Source organism: Cellulomonas fimi, assembly GCF_028583725.1.
Taxonomy (GTDB): domain Bacteria; phylum Actinomycetota; class Actinomycetes; order Actinomycetales; family Cellulomonadaceae; genus Cellulomonas; species Cellulomonas fimi_B.
This window is the reverse complement of record NZ_CP110680.1, coordinates 1,214,800-1,227,156: the sequence shown is the minus strand read 5'-3', so window position 1 is coordinate 1,227,156 and position 12,357 is coordinate 1,214,800. Positions and strand designations below refer to the sequence as shown.

Here is a 12,357-nt window from a genome sequence, read left to right as displayed (position 1 = left end):
CGCCTCCCCTGCCCCGGTTCCTCCCGCCGCGGGGGCTCCTGGAGGGGAATGTCCACTGGGCCGTACGGGGGACACCCGGCGGGTCGACGGCCCCTCGCCCGGCCGGGTGAGGACGCCCCAGACGGGCCCGGGAGGCCGTGGGACCCGCCGGACGTGGTCAGCTGCCGTCGGCGGGCGCGGCGACCGCGAGCACCTCGTGGAGCAGCCCGGTGAACGTGCGGGCCCGGTGCACGTGCGGCTCGACGGGGACGTGACGGTGTGCGCTGTCGGGCAGCATGACGAACTGCGGCAGGTCGCGACGGTCGTGCGCGAGCCGGACGACGACGTCGAGGTCGGGCTCGGTGCGCCGCCCGACGGTGACGACGGCCCGCGCGCGCGTCATCGCGACGAGCTCGGACGCGTGGTGCGCGGTCACGGGACCGCCGACGAGCCGGCCGTCGACGCCGCTCTCGACGAGCGCACCGGCGAGCGCGTGCGCGACGAGAGGCCGCTCCTCCCCCGGGGGCACGAGGACGAGCACGACGGGGCTGCCCGCGGCGGGCGGGTCGGCCGTCGCGTCGCGCAGCGCGGCGGACGCGGCCGCCCGGACCGTGAGCGCGGCGTCGACGCCAGGACGGTCGACGACGGTCCGCCGGGCGAGCTGGGTCAGCGCGGGCTCGACGAGGTCGGTCCACCAGCGGGCGACCGCACCCGGTGTCCCGGGACCGAGCGCGAGGAGGCGGGCGCAGCGGTCCGCGTCGTCGGCGAGCGCGGCGTCCACGACCGCGGTCGGGCTGGCGTCGGGGTGCGGGGCGACGGGCCGGACGCGGTGCCCGTGCTCGGCGGTGACGTCGGTCGCGAGCGCGAGGCGCGCCGCCTCGCCGGGCGCGACGCCGTCGAGGGTGAGCCGCCGCATGACGAGCAGCCGCTCGACGTCGGTCGCGCTGTACCGGCGGTGCGCGCCCGCGGAGTGCTCCGACGGACCGAGCCCGTACCGCCGGTCCCACGTGCGGAGCGTCGCGGGCGCCACACCGAGCCGGCGCGCGACGGCCGCGACGGCGAGCGCGGGCGCTCCCGCGTCGGGCGCCGTGGTCGTGGGCGTCGAGACGTCCTCGTCGGCGGGCATGACGCGATTGTGCCAGTGCGGCGCGGGTCGTCGTGCGGTGACGGCGGCGCCGAGAAGGCCGGACCGCGTCAGCCGACCTGGGCGTCCGCCCACAACCGCGTCATCACACGATCGTGCGAAGCAGTCTTGAACAACTTCTGGCGCGGTTGTAGCGTTCAGCCCATCGCACCACCCGCACCACCGTGCGGGGTGCCTGACAACCGAGCCACCGAGCGCGCTGGAGCCCACGGCCCACGGACTCGGAATGACTGAGGAGGACGCATGGCGGAGATCTCGCGGTTGCCCGGACCGGTGATGGACCTGTGGGAGTGGCAGTTCGAAGGCGCCTGCCGCGACGCCGACCAGGACCTCTTCTTCCACCCCGAGGGCGAGCGTGGGTCGGCGCGTCGGCGCCGCGCGGAGGCCGCCAAGGCCATCTGCGCCACGTGCCCGGTGCTCAAGGAGTGCCGTGAGCAGTCGCTCGCGGTGCGCGAGCCCTACGGCGTGTGGGGCGGCCTGTCGGAGGACGAGCGGGCCGCGATCCTGGCGCAGCGCAGCGGACGTCGCGCGGTCGTCTGACCCGCGGACCCGAGGACGACGAAGGCCCCCGACCGATGGTCGGGGGCCTTCGTGGTGCCCGGCGCCGTCAGCGACGGGCGCCGGGCACCGTCAGATCACTTGACGACGACCGCGAGGATGTCGCGGGCCGAGAGGATCAGGTACTCCTCGCCGGCGTACTTGACCTCGGTGCCGCCGTACTTCGAGTAGATGACCTTGTCGCCGACGGCCACGTCGAGCGGGATCCGGTTGCCGTTGTCGTCGACACGACCCGGACCCACCGCCAGGACCTCGCCCTCCTGGGGCTTCTCCTTGGCGCTGTCCGGGATGACGAGACCCGAGGCCGTCGTCGTCTCCGCGTCGAGCGTCTTGACGACGATCCGGTCCTCGAGGGGCTTGATGGAGACCGACACAGCGGACCTCCCCTTCGCATGTGAGTCGTATTCGAGCTGTCCGAGCGCACCGGCTCACGTCGTCGCGGGTGCCGTGACCAGGTGCGCAGCTGGCACACTCACCAGGAGAGTGCCAGCTCCTCACTCTAGGAACGCGTTAGCACTCGGTCAAGGCGAGTGCCAATCTCCGCGCGTGGCGCCGCGCTCGCGGGCCCCGACGGCGTCGACCGGCGCCGCCCCGCGCCTCTCGTCGCACCGGGCCCGCCGCGCCGCCCGTCGGGCCGTGCAAGGATCGCCCGCATGGACGCCGCCGGCCTCACCGCGCTGCTCAGCCCCCAGGGCTGGGCCCTGCTCTCGGCGCTCCCGCCGTACGACGAGCAGCGGGCGATGGCGCTGTCCGCGCGCCTGCACGCCGAGGGCCTCGACCCGACGCTCGTCGCCGCCGCGCTCACCCAGTCGCGGCTGCGGGCGCGTGCACGCGCCAAGCTCGGCGACTTCGCCGACGGGATGCTGTTCACCGCCGCCGGCCTGGAGCAGGCCACGCGGCTCACCGTCGCGGCGCACCACGCCCGCCGGTACCGCGACGCGGGCACGACGCGGGTCGCGGACCTCACGTGCGGGATCGGCGCCGACGCGATGGCGTTCGCGGGCGTCGGGCTCGCGGTGCTGGCCACGGACGTCGACGAGGCGACCGCCGCGATCGCGACCGTCAACCTCCGGCACTTCCCCGACACGCAGGTCCGGCACGCCGACGGGCTCACGCTCGACCTCGCCGCCGAGGGCGTCGACGGCGTCTACGCCGACCCCGCGCGCCGCACGTCGTCCGGCAGCCGCGTCTTCGACCCGGGCGCGTACGCGCCGCCGCTCGACGCCGTCCTCGCGCTGCGCGAGCAGGTCCCCGCGCTCGGGCTCAAGCTCGGACCCGGGGTGCCGCACTCCGCGCTGCCCGCCGACGCTCAGGCGCAGTGGGTGTCCGTCGACGGCGACGTCGTCGAGGTCGGCCTCTGGTTCGGGCCCCTCGCGCCCGAGGGGCCCGGGCGGTCCGCGCTCGTCCTCTCCGCCGGCGCGGCGCACACGCTGCGCGCGGGCCCCGACGGCCCCGCGCACGCGGCCGCCGGACCCGTCGGCGAGTTCCTCTACGAGCCTGACGGCGCCGTCATCCGCGCCGGGCTCGTCGGCGACGTCGCCCACCGGGTGCGCGGGACGCTCGTCGACCCCACGATCGCCTACGTGACGTCCGACGAGCTGCACGACGAACCCGTCGCCACGGCGTACCGCGTGCTCGACACCATGCCGTTCGGCCTCAAGCGCCTGCGGACGTACCTGCGCGAGCGGGGCGTCGGCAGGCTGACCATCAAGAAGCGCGGCACGGCCGTCGTCCCCGAGCAGCTGCGCAAGCAGCTCGACCTGCGCGGCGACGCCGAGGCCACCGTCGTGCTGACCCGCGTCGCCGGGCACCAGCAGGTGCTCGTCGTGGAGCGCGTCTGATGGCCGCGCCCGTCGCGCTGCCGTTCGCCCGGTCCGAGCGGTCCACCGTCGGGCTCGAGTGGGAGGTCGCGCTCGTCGACGCCGACTCCGGCGACCTGCGGCAGGCCGCGCAGGCCATCTTCGACACCGTCCGGCCCGTCGACGGCACCGAGCACCCGCACATCAAGCAGGAGCTGCTGCTCAACACCGTCGAGATCGCGTCGGGCGTGTGCCGGACGGTCGGCGAGGCGGGCGCGGACCTGCGCCGCGCGCTCGACGAGGTCGGCGCCGCGGCCGAGCCCCTGCGCATCGAGCTCATGGGCGGCGGCACGCACCCGTTCGCGAACTGGGCACAGCAGAAGGTCACCGACAAGCAGCGGTACGCGACGCTCATCGACCGCACGCAGTGGTGGGGCCGGCAGATGCTCATCTACGGCGTGCACGTGCACGTCGGCATCGAGGACCGCGCGAAGGTCCTGCCGCTGTCACGCGCGATGCTCACCGTCTTCCCGCACCTGCAGTCGCTGTCCGCGTCGTCGCCGTTCTGGGGTGCCAAGGACACCGGGTACGCCTCCAACCGCGCGCTGCTGTTCCAGCAGCTCCCGACCGCCGGCCTGCCGTTCGGGTTCGAGCGGTGGGAGCAGCTCGAGCAGTACGTCGGCGACATGATGCACACGGGCGTCATCGACCAGTTCGACGAGGTGCGCTGGGACATCCGGCCGTCGCCGCGGTTCGGGACGCTCGAGATGCGCGTCGCCGACGGCGCGACCAACCTGCTCGAGCTGACCGCGATCTCCGCGCTCACGCACTGCTTCGTCGAGCACTTCTCGTCGATGCTCGACCGCGGCGAGGCGCTGCCCGCCCTGCCGCCCTGGTTCGCGCAGGAGAACAAGTGGCGCTCGGCCCGCTACGGCATGGACGCGATCATCATCACCGACGCCGCCGGTGAGGAGGAGCTCGTGACCGACGCGGTCGGCCGGTGGCTCGAGGAGCTCGCGCCCGTCGCCGAGCGGCTCGGGTGCAGCGAGGAGCTCGACCAGGTGCGCGTCATCCTCCGGCGGGGCGCGTCCTACCAGCGGCAACGGGCCGTCGCGCGACGCAACGCGGGCGAGCTCGACGCGGTCGTCCGCTCGCTCGTCGCGGAGATGAGGGCGGGCCGCCCGCTGTAGCCGTGCGCTCGACCCGGGTCTGGTGACCGGTCGGGCCGCCCGCGCGGTAGCCGGACCCGGGTCGCGGGTCGTGCGGGTAGAGCGGCGGCGGGGCGGACGGGGATCGGCGGACGTCCCGGGGCGTCAGGGCAGGCGGGTCGCGGTCAGGTCGTCCCAGCGGACCGTCGCGGGGCCGTTCGTCGCCGACGAGCTGAGGTAGGCCATGAGGCGCACGCCGCCCGCGGTCTGCAGGCCCGCCGTGGAGTCCGTCGCGGTGTACTGCCACGTCGCCGGCTCCGTCGTGCCGTCCAGCCACGCGCGCGTGCGGACCGTCGTCGGAGCGGTGCCCTCGACCTGGACCCGCACGTGCAGGCGCGCGCCCGACGTGAGCACGACGCCCGGCAGCGTGTTGCCCGTGAGGACCGTGCCGGACCGCTCGGTGTGCAGCTGCACGCCGCCGCCCGCGAGCACCTTGACGCGCGCGCCGTAGTCGGCGGACCCGACGACCCGCCCGGACACCGTCGCGTAGAGCGGGCCGTTCGGCACGGCGTCGAGCGCGAGCGTCGCGTGCACGTCGGCCGCGGTCGAGGCGACCGCCGCGGAGCCGAGCGTCGCGGTCAGGGTCGCGCCCGCAGGCACGACCATGCCGCCCGAGCCCCCGCCGACCGAGAACCGCGCCGAGCCGCCGGCGACGGTCCACGGGCCGCCGGTGTCGGCGCTCCCCCAGCCGCCGGAGACGGTCCGGGCGAAGACGTCGGCGGCGAGCGTCGTCGCGGGTGGCGGGGCGGTGACGGTGACCGCGCGGGTCGTCGTCGCGGTGGCGCCGTCGTCGTCCGTGACCGTCAGCGTCACGGTGTAGGTGCCTGCCGCGGCGTACGTGCGGGAGGCCGTCGTGCCGGTCGCCGTGCCGCCGTCCCCGAACGACCAGGTGCGCTGCACGACCGTCCCGTCGGCGTCCGTCGACCCCGCGGAGTCGACCGCGACCGTGAGGCCGCTCGTCGTGACCGTGAACGCCGCCGTCGGCGGCTGGTTCGGGGGCGGCGGCGGCGGGGGCGTTCCGCCGATCCGCGTCACGAGCAGGTCGTCCCAGCGGGTCGTGAGCGCACCGCCGGTCGTCGTGGAGCTCACGTACGTCATGAGCCGCACGCCGCCGGCGCCCTGGAGCGCGGCGGTCGCGTCGGTCGCGGTGGACTGCCACGTCGTCGGCTCCGGCTGCCCGTCCTCCCACGCCCGTACGCGCACGACCGTCGGCGACGTGCCCTCGACCTGGGTGCGGACCCGCAGACGCTCGCCCGCGGTGAGCGTCACGCCGGGCAGCGTGCCGCCCGTCAGGACCGTGCCGGACCGCTCGGTGTGCAGCTGGACGGCGCCGCCCGCGAGCACCTTGACGCGCGCGCCGTAGTCGCCGGAGCCGACGACGCGTCCGGAGACCGTCGCGTAGAGCGCGTTGCTCGGGATGCGGTCGAGCGCGAGGGTCGTCGTCACGTCGGTCGCGGTCGACGACACCCCGCCGAGGGTCGCGGTCACCGTGCCGCCCGGCAGCGGCGACTGCTGGCCCGTCCCGCCGCCGACCGCGAACCGCGCGCTCCCGCCGCCGACCGACCACGCACCGCCCGTGTCGGCGCTCCCCCAGCCGCCCGTGACCGTGCGCCCGAACGCGTCGGAGGCGAGCGGTCCCGGCTCGGGGTCGGGCGGCGTGCCGGTCATCGCGTAGGGCAGCGTGAACCGGCTGTCGGCGTCCGTCTCGTAGCGGTCGAGCGTCGGCGAGTACGTCGTCGCGCGGATCTCGTCGGCCGCGGGGTCGAACGTGTAGTACCGCAGCCACCCGTCGCCGCCGTTGGCGCGGTCCTGGTAGTCGGTCAGCACCGCGTGCACGGGCTGCCCGCACGCGTTGGTGTCGGTGCGGCGGGCCTCGCCCAGGTCGCCCTCGCTGAAGTGGCCGGAGACGATGAGGAACACCGAGCACGAAGGGCGCACGAGCTCCTCCCAGATCGCGCGGCCGCTGTTGCCGCCGTCGGCGCGCGCGACCTGCGTCGTCAGCCCGCCCGCGGTGTCGACGTAGGAGTGCGTCGCGACGATCGCGCGCCGCTCGGGGTAGGCGGCGAGCACGCGCCGGCCCCAGTCGAGCGCGGAGTCGGGCGCGTTCATCTCGAGGCTGAGCAGCAGGAAGTCCATGCCGCCCGCCGTGAACAGCGCGAACGAGTCCATGTTCTGCCGGTCGACCGGGTCGGGCCCGAACAGGTGCTGGCCGAGGTAGCCGCCGTAGGACGCGGTGGTGCCGTTCCACGACGCGTTCGCGTACCGGCTCGGCGGGAAGTACTGCCGGTAGAGCGGCGCCTCGCCCGTCGTGAGGTCCATGTCGTGGTTGCCGGGCAGCACCGCGCTCGGCACCCCCGCCGCGTCCAGGACCGCCATGTGCTGCGACGCGCGCTGCCACTGCACGTCGGCGGTGTCGACGCCGACGAGGTCGCCGACCTGGGAGACGAACGCGACGTCGAGGTCGTCGGCGTGGTCGGCGATCCACTGCGTCTGCACGCCCATCGTGGCCTGGTTGGCGGACGTGCTCACGTAGTTCTGGGTGTCCGGCAGCACGACGAACGTGAAGGGCTCGGGGTCCGCGGCCGTAGCGGGGACGGCGACGAGCCCCCAGCCGACGAGTCCCGCGACGAGGAGCAGCGTGACGGCGACGCGGCGGCGGCGTCGGACGTCGCGGTGCACCGTCGGCAGGGCGTGCGCGGGTGCGGGCGACGGGTGGGCGCGGCGGCTGTGCCGCGCGGGGGGCTGCGAGGGCATGGCGACTCCTGGGCTCGCGTCCAGTGCAACCCGACGGGCAAACCGTGTCAATCACCCAGAAAAGGGTCACCGGGTGATGTCATCGCCCGGTACTTGTCATTGCCTACTACTGGGCATAGTCTCGACACGTGGACGACGACCGGGACCCCCAGCTCCTCAAGGGCGTGCTGCCGATGCTCGTGCTCGCCGTGCTCGGCCGCGGCGAGTCGTACGGCTACGAGCTCGTCACGCGCCTCCAGGAGGCCGGTCTCACCGACCTCGGCGCCGGGACGCTCTACCCCGTCCTCAACCGGCTGGAGCGCGAGGGGCGCGTCTCGTCGCGGCTCGTCGCGTCGTCGTCCGGACCGGCCCGCAAGTACTACGTGCCGACCGACGCCGGCACCGCCGAGCTCGCGCGCGCACAGCGTTCGTGGCAGCGCCTCGCCGGCACCGTCGCACGCGTCCTCGACGCCGACCTCCCGACCGACCCCGACGCCGCACCGGCGCCCACCGACAACCCCTCCCGGAGGACCCGATGACCACCCTCACGCTGCGCGACCGCCTGGTCCGCGAGGCCTACCTCACGCGCTTCTCCTGGGCCGTCCAGGACCACCCCCAGGACCGTGCGCTGGTCCGCGACGTCCGGCGCGAGGTCACGGCGACCGCCGAGGAGATCGGCATGCGCGCCGCCGTCGCCGGCCTCGGCCACCCGCGCGTGCTCGCCGAGGGCTACCTCGCCGAGCTCGGCCGGCGCACGCCACGCTGGGCGACGGGCGGGGTGTGGGCCGGGCTCGCCGTGGGCGCTCTGGTCTACCTCGGGTTCGCGTACGCGCTCGGCACGCTCGACACGCTGCTCGACCTCGGCGGCGGCACGCTCACCCGGACGACGCTGGGTGCGACGACCGAGTACACGGCGACGGCCGACGCACTGGGGATCGAGACGTCCGTGTCCTGGCAGTGGCTCGTGCTCGGCGCGGGCGTGTTCGCGGTGACGTTCGTGCTGGGGTCGCGCGCGTGGCGCGCGTGGTCGCCCGCCTGAGGCGTCGGCGTCAGACGAGCACCTGCGTGAGCGGCATCGACGAGTCGACCGGCAGGTCGAGCGACGACGGCGGCAGGCCGCGACGCACGACGGCCGAGCCCAGCGCCGCGATCATCGCGCCGTTGTCCGTGCAGTAGCGGATCGGCGGGATGCGCAGGTCGATCCCGGCCTCGGCGCAGCGCTTCGCGGCCATGTCGCGCAGCTGCGAGTTCGCGGAGAACCCGCCCCCGACGACGAGCGTCGAGACGCCGTGCGCCCGGCACGCGGCGATCGTCTTCGCGGTGAGGACGTCGGCCACGGCCTCCGCGAACGACGCGGCGACGTCGGGCAGCGGGATCTCCTTCCCCGCGTCCTGCCGCGCCTCGACCCAGCGGGCCACGGCCGTCTTGAGGCCCGAGAACGAGAAGTCGGTCGCGTGCTTCGCCTGGTCCTTGGGCGCGGTGAGCCCGCGCGGGAAGCGGATCGCGTGCGGGTCGCCCTCGCGCGCGAGGCGGTCGATGTGCGGGCCGCCCGGGTACGGCAGGCCGAGCAGGCGGCCGACCTTGTCGAACGCCTCGCCGGCCGCGTCGTCGAGCGTCGAGCCGAGCTCGGTGACGTTCACGGTGTCGTCGATCAGCAGCAGCGACGAGTGCCCGCCGGACACGACGAGCGCCATGACGCGCTCCGGGAACGGGCCGTCGACGAGCTCGTCGACCACCGCGTGCCCGATGACGTGGTTGACGCCGTACAGCGGCTTGTCGAGCGCGAGGGCGAGCGCCTTGGCGGCGGACGCGCCGACGGTGAGCGGCCCGACGAGGCCGGGACCCGCGGTGACGGCGATCGCGTCGACCTCGCCGAGGGACACGTCCGCGGTCGCGAGCGCGCGCTCGATCGTCGGGACCATCGCCTCGAGGTGGGCGCGCGACGCGATCTCGGGGATGATCCCGCCGAAGCGCGCGTGCTCGTCGACCGAGCTCGCGACCGCGTCGACGAGCAGGTCGTGGCCGCGGACGAGGGCGACGCCGGTCTCGTCGCAGGACGTCTCGATCCCGAGGACGAGGGGCGGGGCGCCGGTCGCAGACATGGTCCCCAGGATAGGCGGGCGACGCACGTGACCAGCGTCACGGCCGCGGTGCGGAATCCCGAAGACTGGTTGATGATTCAACGACACATGACCACCGACACGACCGTCCTGGACGGCCTCGACTTCCCGACGCCCGACCTCGCCGTCTCCGACGACGTGGCCGACCTCCTGTTCCGCGAGGCCCGCACCGTCGGCGCCTTCACCACCGACGAGGTCACCGACGAGCAGATCGCCGCCGTGTACGACCTGGTCAAGTGGGGCCCCACCGCCCTCAACACCATCCCGCTGCGCCTCCTCGTCGTCCGCAGCCGCGAGGCCCGCGAGCGCCTCGCCGCGCACATGAACGAGGGCAACCGCGAGCGCGTCCTCGCCGCCCCGGTCTCGATCGTGCTCGCCGCCGACCCCGGCTTCCACGCGCACCTGCCCGTCCTCGCGCCGCACATGGCCGCGCTCGCCGACGCGCTCGAGCCGCAGGTCGAGCAGCGCGAGCAGATGGCCCGCACCAACGCGCTCCTCCAGGCCGGGTACTTCATCGTCGGCCTGCGCGCCGCCGGCCTCGACGCCGGCCCCATGGGCGGCATGGACGCGGAGGCCATCGACGCCGACCTGCTCGCCGGCACCGGCTGGCGGTCGCTGTTCGTCGTCAACGTCGGCCACCGCGACGGCGAGGGCACGACGTACCCGCGCGCCGCGCGGCTCACCTACGCGCAGACGACGCGCACCGTCTGAGACCCCGCGGCGCGTCGACCGACGCGCGCGCGACGCGTCCCGGCGCCGGCGGTCCCCCGACCGCCGGCGCCGTCGTTCACTCCCCCGTCGCGACCGGTCGCGCCGGGTCGTTCGACCACTGCGACCACGAGCCGGGGTACAGCGCCGCGTCGATGCCGACGGCCGCGAGCGCCGCGACCTCGTGCGCCGCCGTGACGCCGGAGCCGCAGTAGACGGCGACGGGTGCGCCCGCGTCGACGCCGAGCGCACGAAAGCGCTCCCGCAGCGCGTCGTCGGGCAGGAACACGCCGTCCTCCGTGAGGTTCTCGGCCGTCGGGGCGCTCACCGCACCCGGGATGTGCCCGGCGCGGGGGTCGACGGGCTCGACCTCGCCGAGGAACCGCGGACGCGCGCGCGCGTCGAGCAGCGGCCCGTCCCAGGTCGCAGCCTCGTCGGCGTCGATCGTCGGGAGCCCCCCCGTCGACAGGACCGCGTCGCCCGGCTCGGCGGTCACGGGACCCGCCTCGAGCGGCAGGTCCGCCGCCGCCCACCCGGCCAGGCCGCCGTCGAGCAGCCGCACGTCCGCGAGACCCGCCCAGCGCAGCAGCCACCACGCGCGCGCCGCCGACGTGCCGCCCGCGTCGTCGTAGACGACGACAGGACGGTCGTCGCGCACGCCCCAGCGCCGCGCCGCGACCTCCAGGTCCGCGACCGCCGGCAGGGGGTGGCGCCCCTCCTCCGGGCTCGGCATCGACGCGAGCTCGGTGTCCAGGTCGACGTAGACGGCACCCGGCAGGTGGCCGGCGAGGTACTGCTCGTGGCCGTCGTCACGCCCGAGCGCCCAGCGCACGTCGAGCAGCACGGGCGGTTCGTCGCCGGCGAGCCGTGCCGCCAGCTCGACCGGGTCGACGAGCACCGCCTCGCGGGTCGTCGCTCGTACCGTCCGCTGCTCCGTCATGGTGCCTCCCCCTCGTCGCGGCGCAGGTCGAGCCGCATGGTCCATGCGTCCGCATTCTCCGGCTGGTAGTACCCGCGCCGCAGGCCGAGTCGCTCGAACCCCTCGCTCTCGTACAGCCGGAGCGCGGGGGCGTTGTCGACACGGACCTCCAGGAGCGCCGACCGGGCGCCGAGCGTCCGCCCGTGGTCGAGCAGCGCGGTCAGCAGCAGGCGCCCGATCCCCCGGCCCTGGTGCGCGAGATCCGTGCCGACCGTCATGACCTGCACGTCCTCGCCGTCGAACCACAGCCCGGCGTAGCCGACGAGCGCGCCGGACCCGTCCTGCGCCCCCACGTACCAGCGGCCGGGCCCGACGATCTCCTCGAGCAGCGACTGCGCCGACCACGCGCCCGCACCGAAGAGCTCGTCCTCCATCCGGACCAGTGCCGGCACGTCCTGCGGCGTCAGCGCACGGACCACGACGCCCGGCGCTCCCGCGCTCATCCGAGCACGCGCTTGCGGCTCGCGGCGGGGGTCACGTCGGGACGGCGCAGGTAGAGCGGCGTCGTGGGCAGGTCCTGGCCGCGTGCGGACCGCTGCGCGGCGAGCGTCGCGAGCGCCGCCGGGTCGGGGTCGACCAGACCGCGATCCTCGAGGTCGTCGCCCGCGCCCAGCACCGGGTACAGCAGCGCGCCGCGCCCGACGACGACGGCACCCGCGGCACGCTCGTCCGCCGCGACGTCGTCCGCGGCGCCCACCTCGGGTGCGACCAGCACCTCGACGCCGCCCGCACCGTCGACGCGGTACAGCGACCAGTAGACCTCGCGGCGGCGCGCGTCGGTCGCGACCAGCACGGTGGAGCCGGCGTCGAGGACGCGCGACGCGGCGACCGCGACGCCGTCGAGGCTGGGCACGCCGTGCACCGGCACCCCGAGCGCGAGCCCGAGCGTGCGCGCCGTGACGAGCCCGACCCGCAGCCCGGTGAACGGCGCGGGACCGGTGCCGACGACGACCGACGTCAGCTCCGAGCGGTCGACGCCCGCGTCCGCCAGCACGGCGGCGACCATGGGCGCGAGCAGTTCCGCGTGGTGGCGCGGCTGGTCGTCGCTGCGGGCGGCGAGGACCGCGCCGGAGTCGTCGAGGAGGGCGACCGCGACGGCCGCCGAGGTGTCGAGTGCGAGGACGGGCAC

Annotated in this window: 13 protein-coding genes; 6 read left to right on the top strand and 7 right to left on the bottom strand. The window is 75.3% G+C overall.

The annotated features are described in order from the left end of the window. Positions 1-157: 157 nt before the first annotated feature. Positions 158-1,105, bottom strand: coding sequence for a MerR family transcriptional regulator (locus tag OOT42_RS05675; protein ID WP_273653929.1), 948 nt, complete (start codon positions 1,103-1,105; stop codon positions 158-160). A 261-nt stretch (positions 1,106-1,366) separates the two neighbouring features. On the opposite strand from OOT42_RS05675, the gene OOT42_RS05670 reads away from it, so the two are divergent. Beyond that, the gene (locus OOT42_RS05670; RefSeq protein WP_124343837.1) at positions 1,367-1,663 is read left to right on the top strand and encodes a WhiB family transcriptional regulator; all 297 of its coding nucleotides are present in this window, start codon (positions 1,367-1,369) and stop codon (positions 1,661-1,663) included. Between the two features lie 95 nt (positions 1,664-1,758). On the opposite strand, the gene groES is transcribed toward OOT42_RS05670, so the two are convergent. Further along, positions 1,759-2,055 (bottom strand): co-chaperone GroES, encoded by a 297-nt coding sequence (gene groES, locus OOT42_RS05665; protein WP_124343398.1) that lies wholly within the window; start codon positions 2,053-2,055, stop codon positions 1,759-1,761. A gap of 279 nt (positions 2,056-2,334) precedes the next feature. Here groES and OOT42_RS05660 point away from each other — a divergent pair, with 279 nt between their 5' ends. Then, the gene (locus OOT42_RS05660; protein ID WP_273653928.1) at positions 2,335-3,522 is read left to right on the top strand and encodes a class I SAM-dependent methyltransferase; all 1,188 of its coding nucleotides are present in this window, start codon (positions 2,335-2,337) and stop codon (positions 3,520-3,522) included. After that, on the top strand, positions 3,522-4,670 hold the full coding sequence (locus OOT42_RS05655) for a glutamate--cysteine ligase (RefSeq protein ID WP_273653927.1): 1,149 nt from the start codon (positions 3,522-3,524) through the stop codon (positions 4,668-4,670). The genes OOT42_RS05660 and OOT42_RS05655 overlap by 1 nt, the downstream gene beginning before the upstream one ends. Positions 4,671-4,793: 123 nt before the next feature. Here OOT42_RS05655 and OOT42_RS05650 read toward each other — a convergent pair whose 3' ends face one another. After that, entirely contained in the window at positions 4,794-7,442 is a 2,649-nt protein-coding gene (locus OOT42_RS05650; protein ID WP_273653926.1) for a PKD domain-containing protein, read from the bottom strand. Between the two features lie 128 nt (positions 7,443-7,570). On the opposite strand from OOT42_RS05650, the gene OOT42_RS05645 reads away from it, so the two are divergent. Continuing rightward, the gene (locus tag OOT42_RS05645; protein ID WP_273653925.1) at positions 7,571-7,960 is read left to right on the top strand and encodes a PadR family transcriptional regulator; all 390 of its coding nucleotides are present in this window, start codon (positions 7,571-7,573) and stop codon (positions 7,958-7,960) included. Next, positions 7,957-8,460, top strand: a complete 504-nt coding sequence (locus tag OOT42_RS05640) for a hypothetical protein (protein ID WP_273653924.1) — start codon at positions 7,957-7,959, stop codon at positions 8,458-8,460. The genes OOT42_RS05645 and OOT42_RS05640 overlap by 4 nt, the downstream gene beginning before the upstream one ends. Positions 8,461-8,470: 10 nt before the next feature. Here OOT42_RS05640 and tsaD read toward each other — a convergent pair whose 3' ends face one another. Next, a complete protein-coding gene (gene tsaD, locus OOT42_RS05635) occupies positions 8,471-9,523 on the bottom strand; it encodes a tRNA (adenosine(37)-N6)-threonylcarbamoyltransferase complex transferase subunit TsaD (RefSeq protein ID WP_273653923.1) in 1,053 nt (350 codons plus the stop codon). A gap of 87 nt (positions 9,524-9,610) precedes the next feature. Between tsaD and OOT42_RS05630 the strand changes: the two genes are divergently transcribed. Beyond that, on the top strand, positions 9,611-10,252 hold the full coding sequence (locus OOT42_RS05630; protein ID WP_273653922.1) for a malonic semialdehyde reductase: 642 nt from the start codon (positions 9,611-9,613) through the stop codon (positions 10,250-10,252). Between the two features lie 76 nt (positions 10,253-10,328). Here OOT42_RS05630 and OOT42_RS05625 read toward each other — a convergent pair whose 3' ends face one another. From OOT42_RS05625 to tsaB, 3 genes are read right to left on the bottom strand one after another with little or no spacing between them, the layout of a single operon-like run. Beyond that, positions 10,329-11,189 (bottom strand): sulfurtransferase, encoded by an 861-nt coding sequence (locus tag OOT42_RS05625; RefSeq protein ID WP_273653921.1) that lies wholly within the window; start codon positions 11,187-11,189, stop codon positions 10,329-10,331. After that, positions 11,186-11,671 carry a ribosomal protein S18-alanine N-acetyltransferase gene (gene rimI, locus OOT42_RS05620; protein WP_273653920.1) on the bottom strand — a complete coding sequence of 162 codons (486 nt, stop codon included), beginning with the start codon at positions 11,669-11,671 and terminating at the stop codon, positions 11,186-11,188. Before rimI ends, OOT42_RS05625 begins: the two co-directional genes overlap by 4 nt. After that, complete coding sequence (tsaB, locus tag OOT42_RS05615; RefSeq protein WP_273653919.1) at positions 11,668-12,357, bottom strand: tRNA (adenosine(37)-N6)-threonylcarbamoyltransferase complex dimerization subunit type 1 TsaB; 690 nt, start codon at positions 12,355-12,357, stop codon at positions 11,668-11,670. The genes rimI and tsaB overlap by 4 nt, the downstream gene beginning before the upstream one ends.

Bases quoted from the DNA above. Each gene is read 5' to 3' on its own strand.
- OOT42_RS05675 (WP_273653929.1), bottom strand. From the start codon at position 1,105: ATGCCCGCCGACGAGGACGTCTCGACGCCCACGACCACGGCGCCCGAC.
- OOT42_RS05670 (WP_124343837.1), top strand. From the start codon at position 1,367: ATGGCGGAGATCTCGCGGTTGCCCGGACCGGTGATGGACCTGTGGGAG.
- OOT42_RS05660 (WP_273653928.1), top strand. From the start codon at position 2,335: ATGGACGCCGCCGGCCTCACCGCGCTGCTCAGCCCCCAGGGCTGGGCC.
- OOT42_RS05655 (WP_273653927.1), top strand. From the start codon at position 3,522: ATGGCCGCGCCCGTCGCGCTGCCGTTCGCCCGGTCCGAGCGGTCCACC.
- OOT42_RS05650 (WP_273653926.1), bottom strand. From the start codon at position 7,442: ATGCCCTCGCAGCCCCCCGCGCGGCACAGCCGCCGCGCCCACCCGTCG.
- OOT42_RS05640 (WP_273653924.1), top strand. From the start codon at position 7,957: ATGACCACCCTCACGCTGCGCGACCGCCTGGTCCGCGAGGCCTACCTC.
- tsaD (WP_273653923.1), bottom strand. From the start codon at position 9,523: ATGTCTGCGACCGGCGCCCCGCCCCTCGTCCTCGGGATCGAGACGTCC.
- OOT42_RS05630 (WP_273653922.1), top strand. From the start codon at position 9,611: ATGACCACCGACACGACCGTCCTGGACGGCCTCGACTTCCCGACGCCC.
- OOT42_RS05625 (WP_273653921.1), bottom strand. From the start codon at position 11,189: ATGACGGAGCAGCGGACGGTACGAGCGACGACCCGCGAGGCGGTGCTC.
- rimI (WP_273653920.1), bottom strand. From the start codon at position 11,671: ATGAGCGCGGGAGCGCCGGGCGTCGTGGTCCGTGCGCTGACGCCGCAG.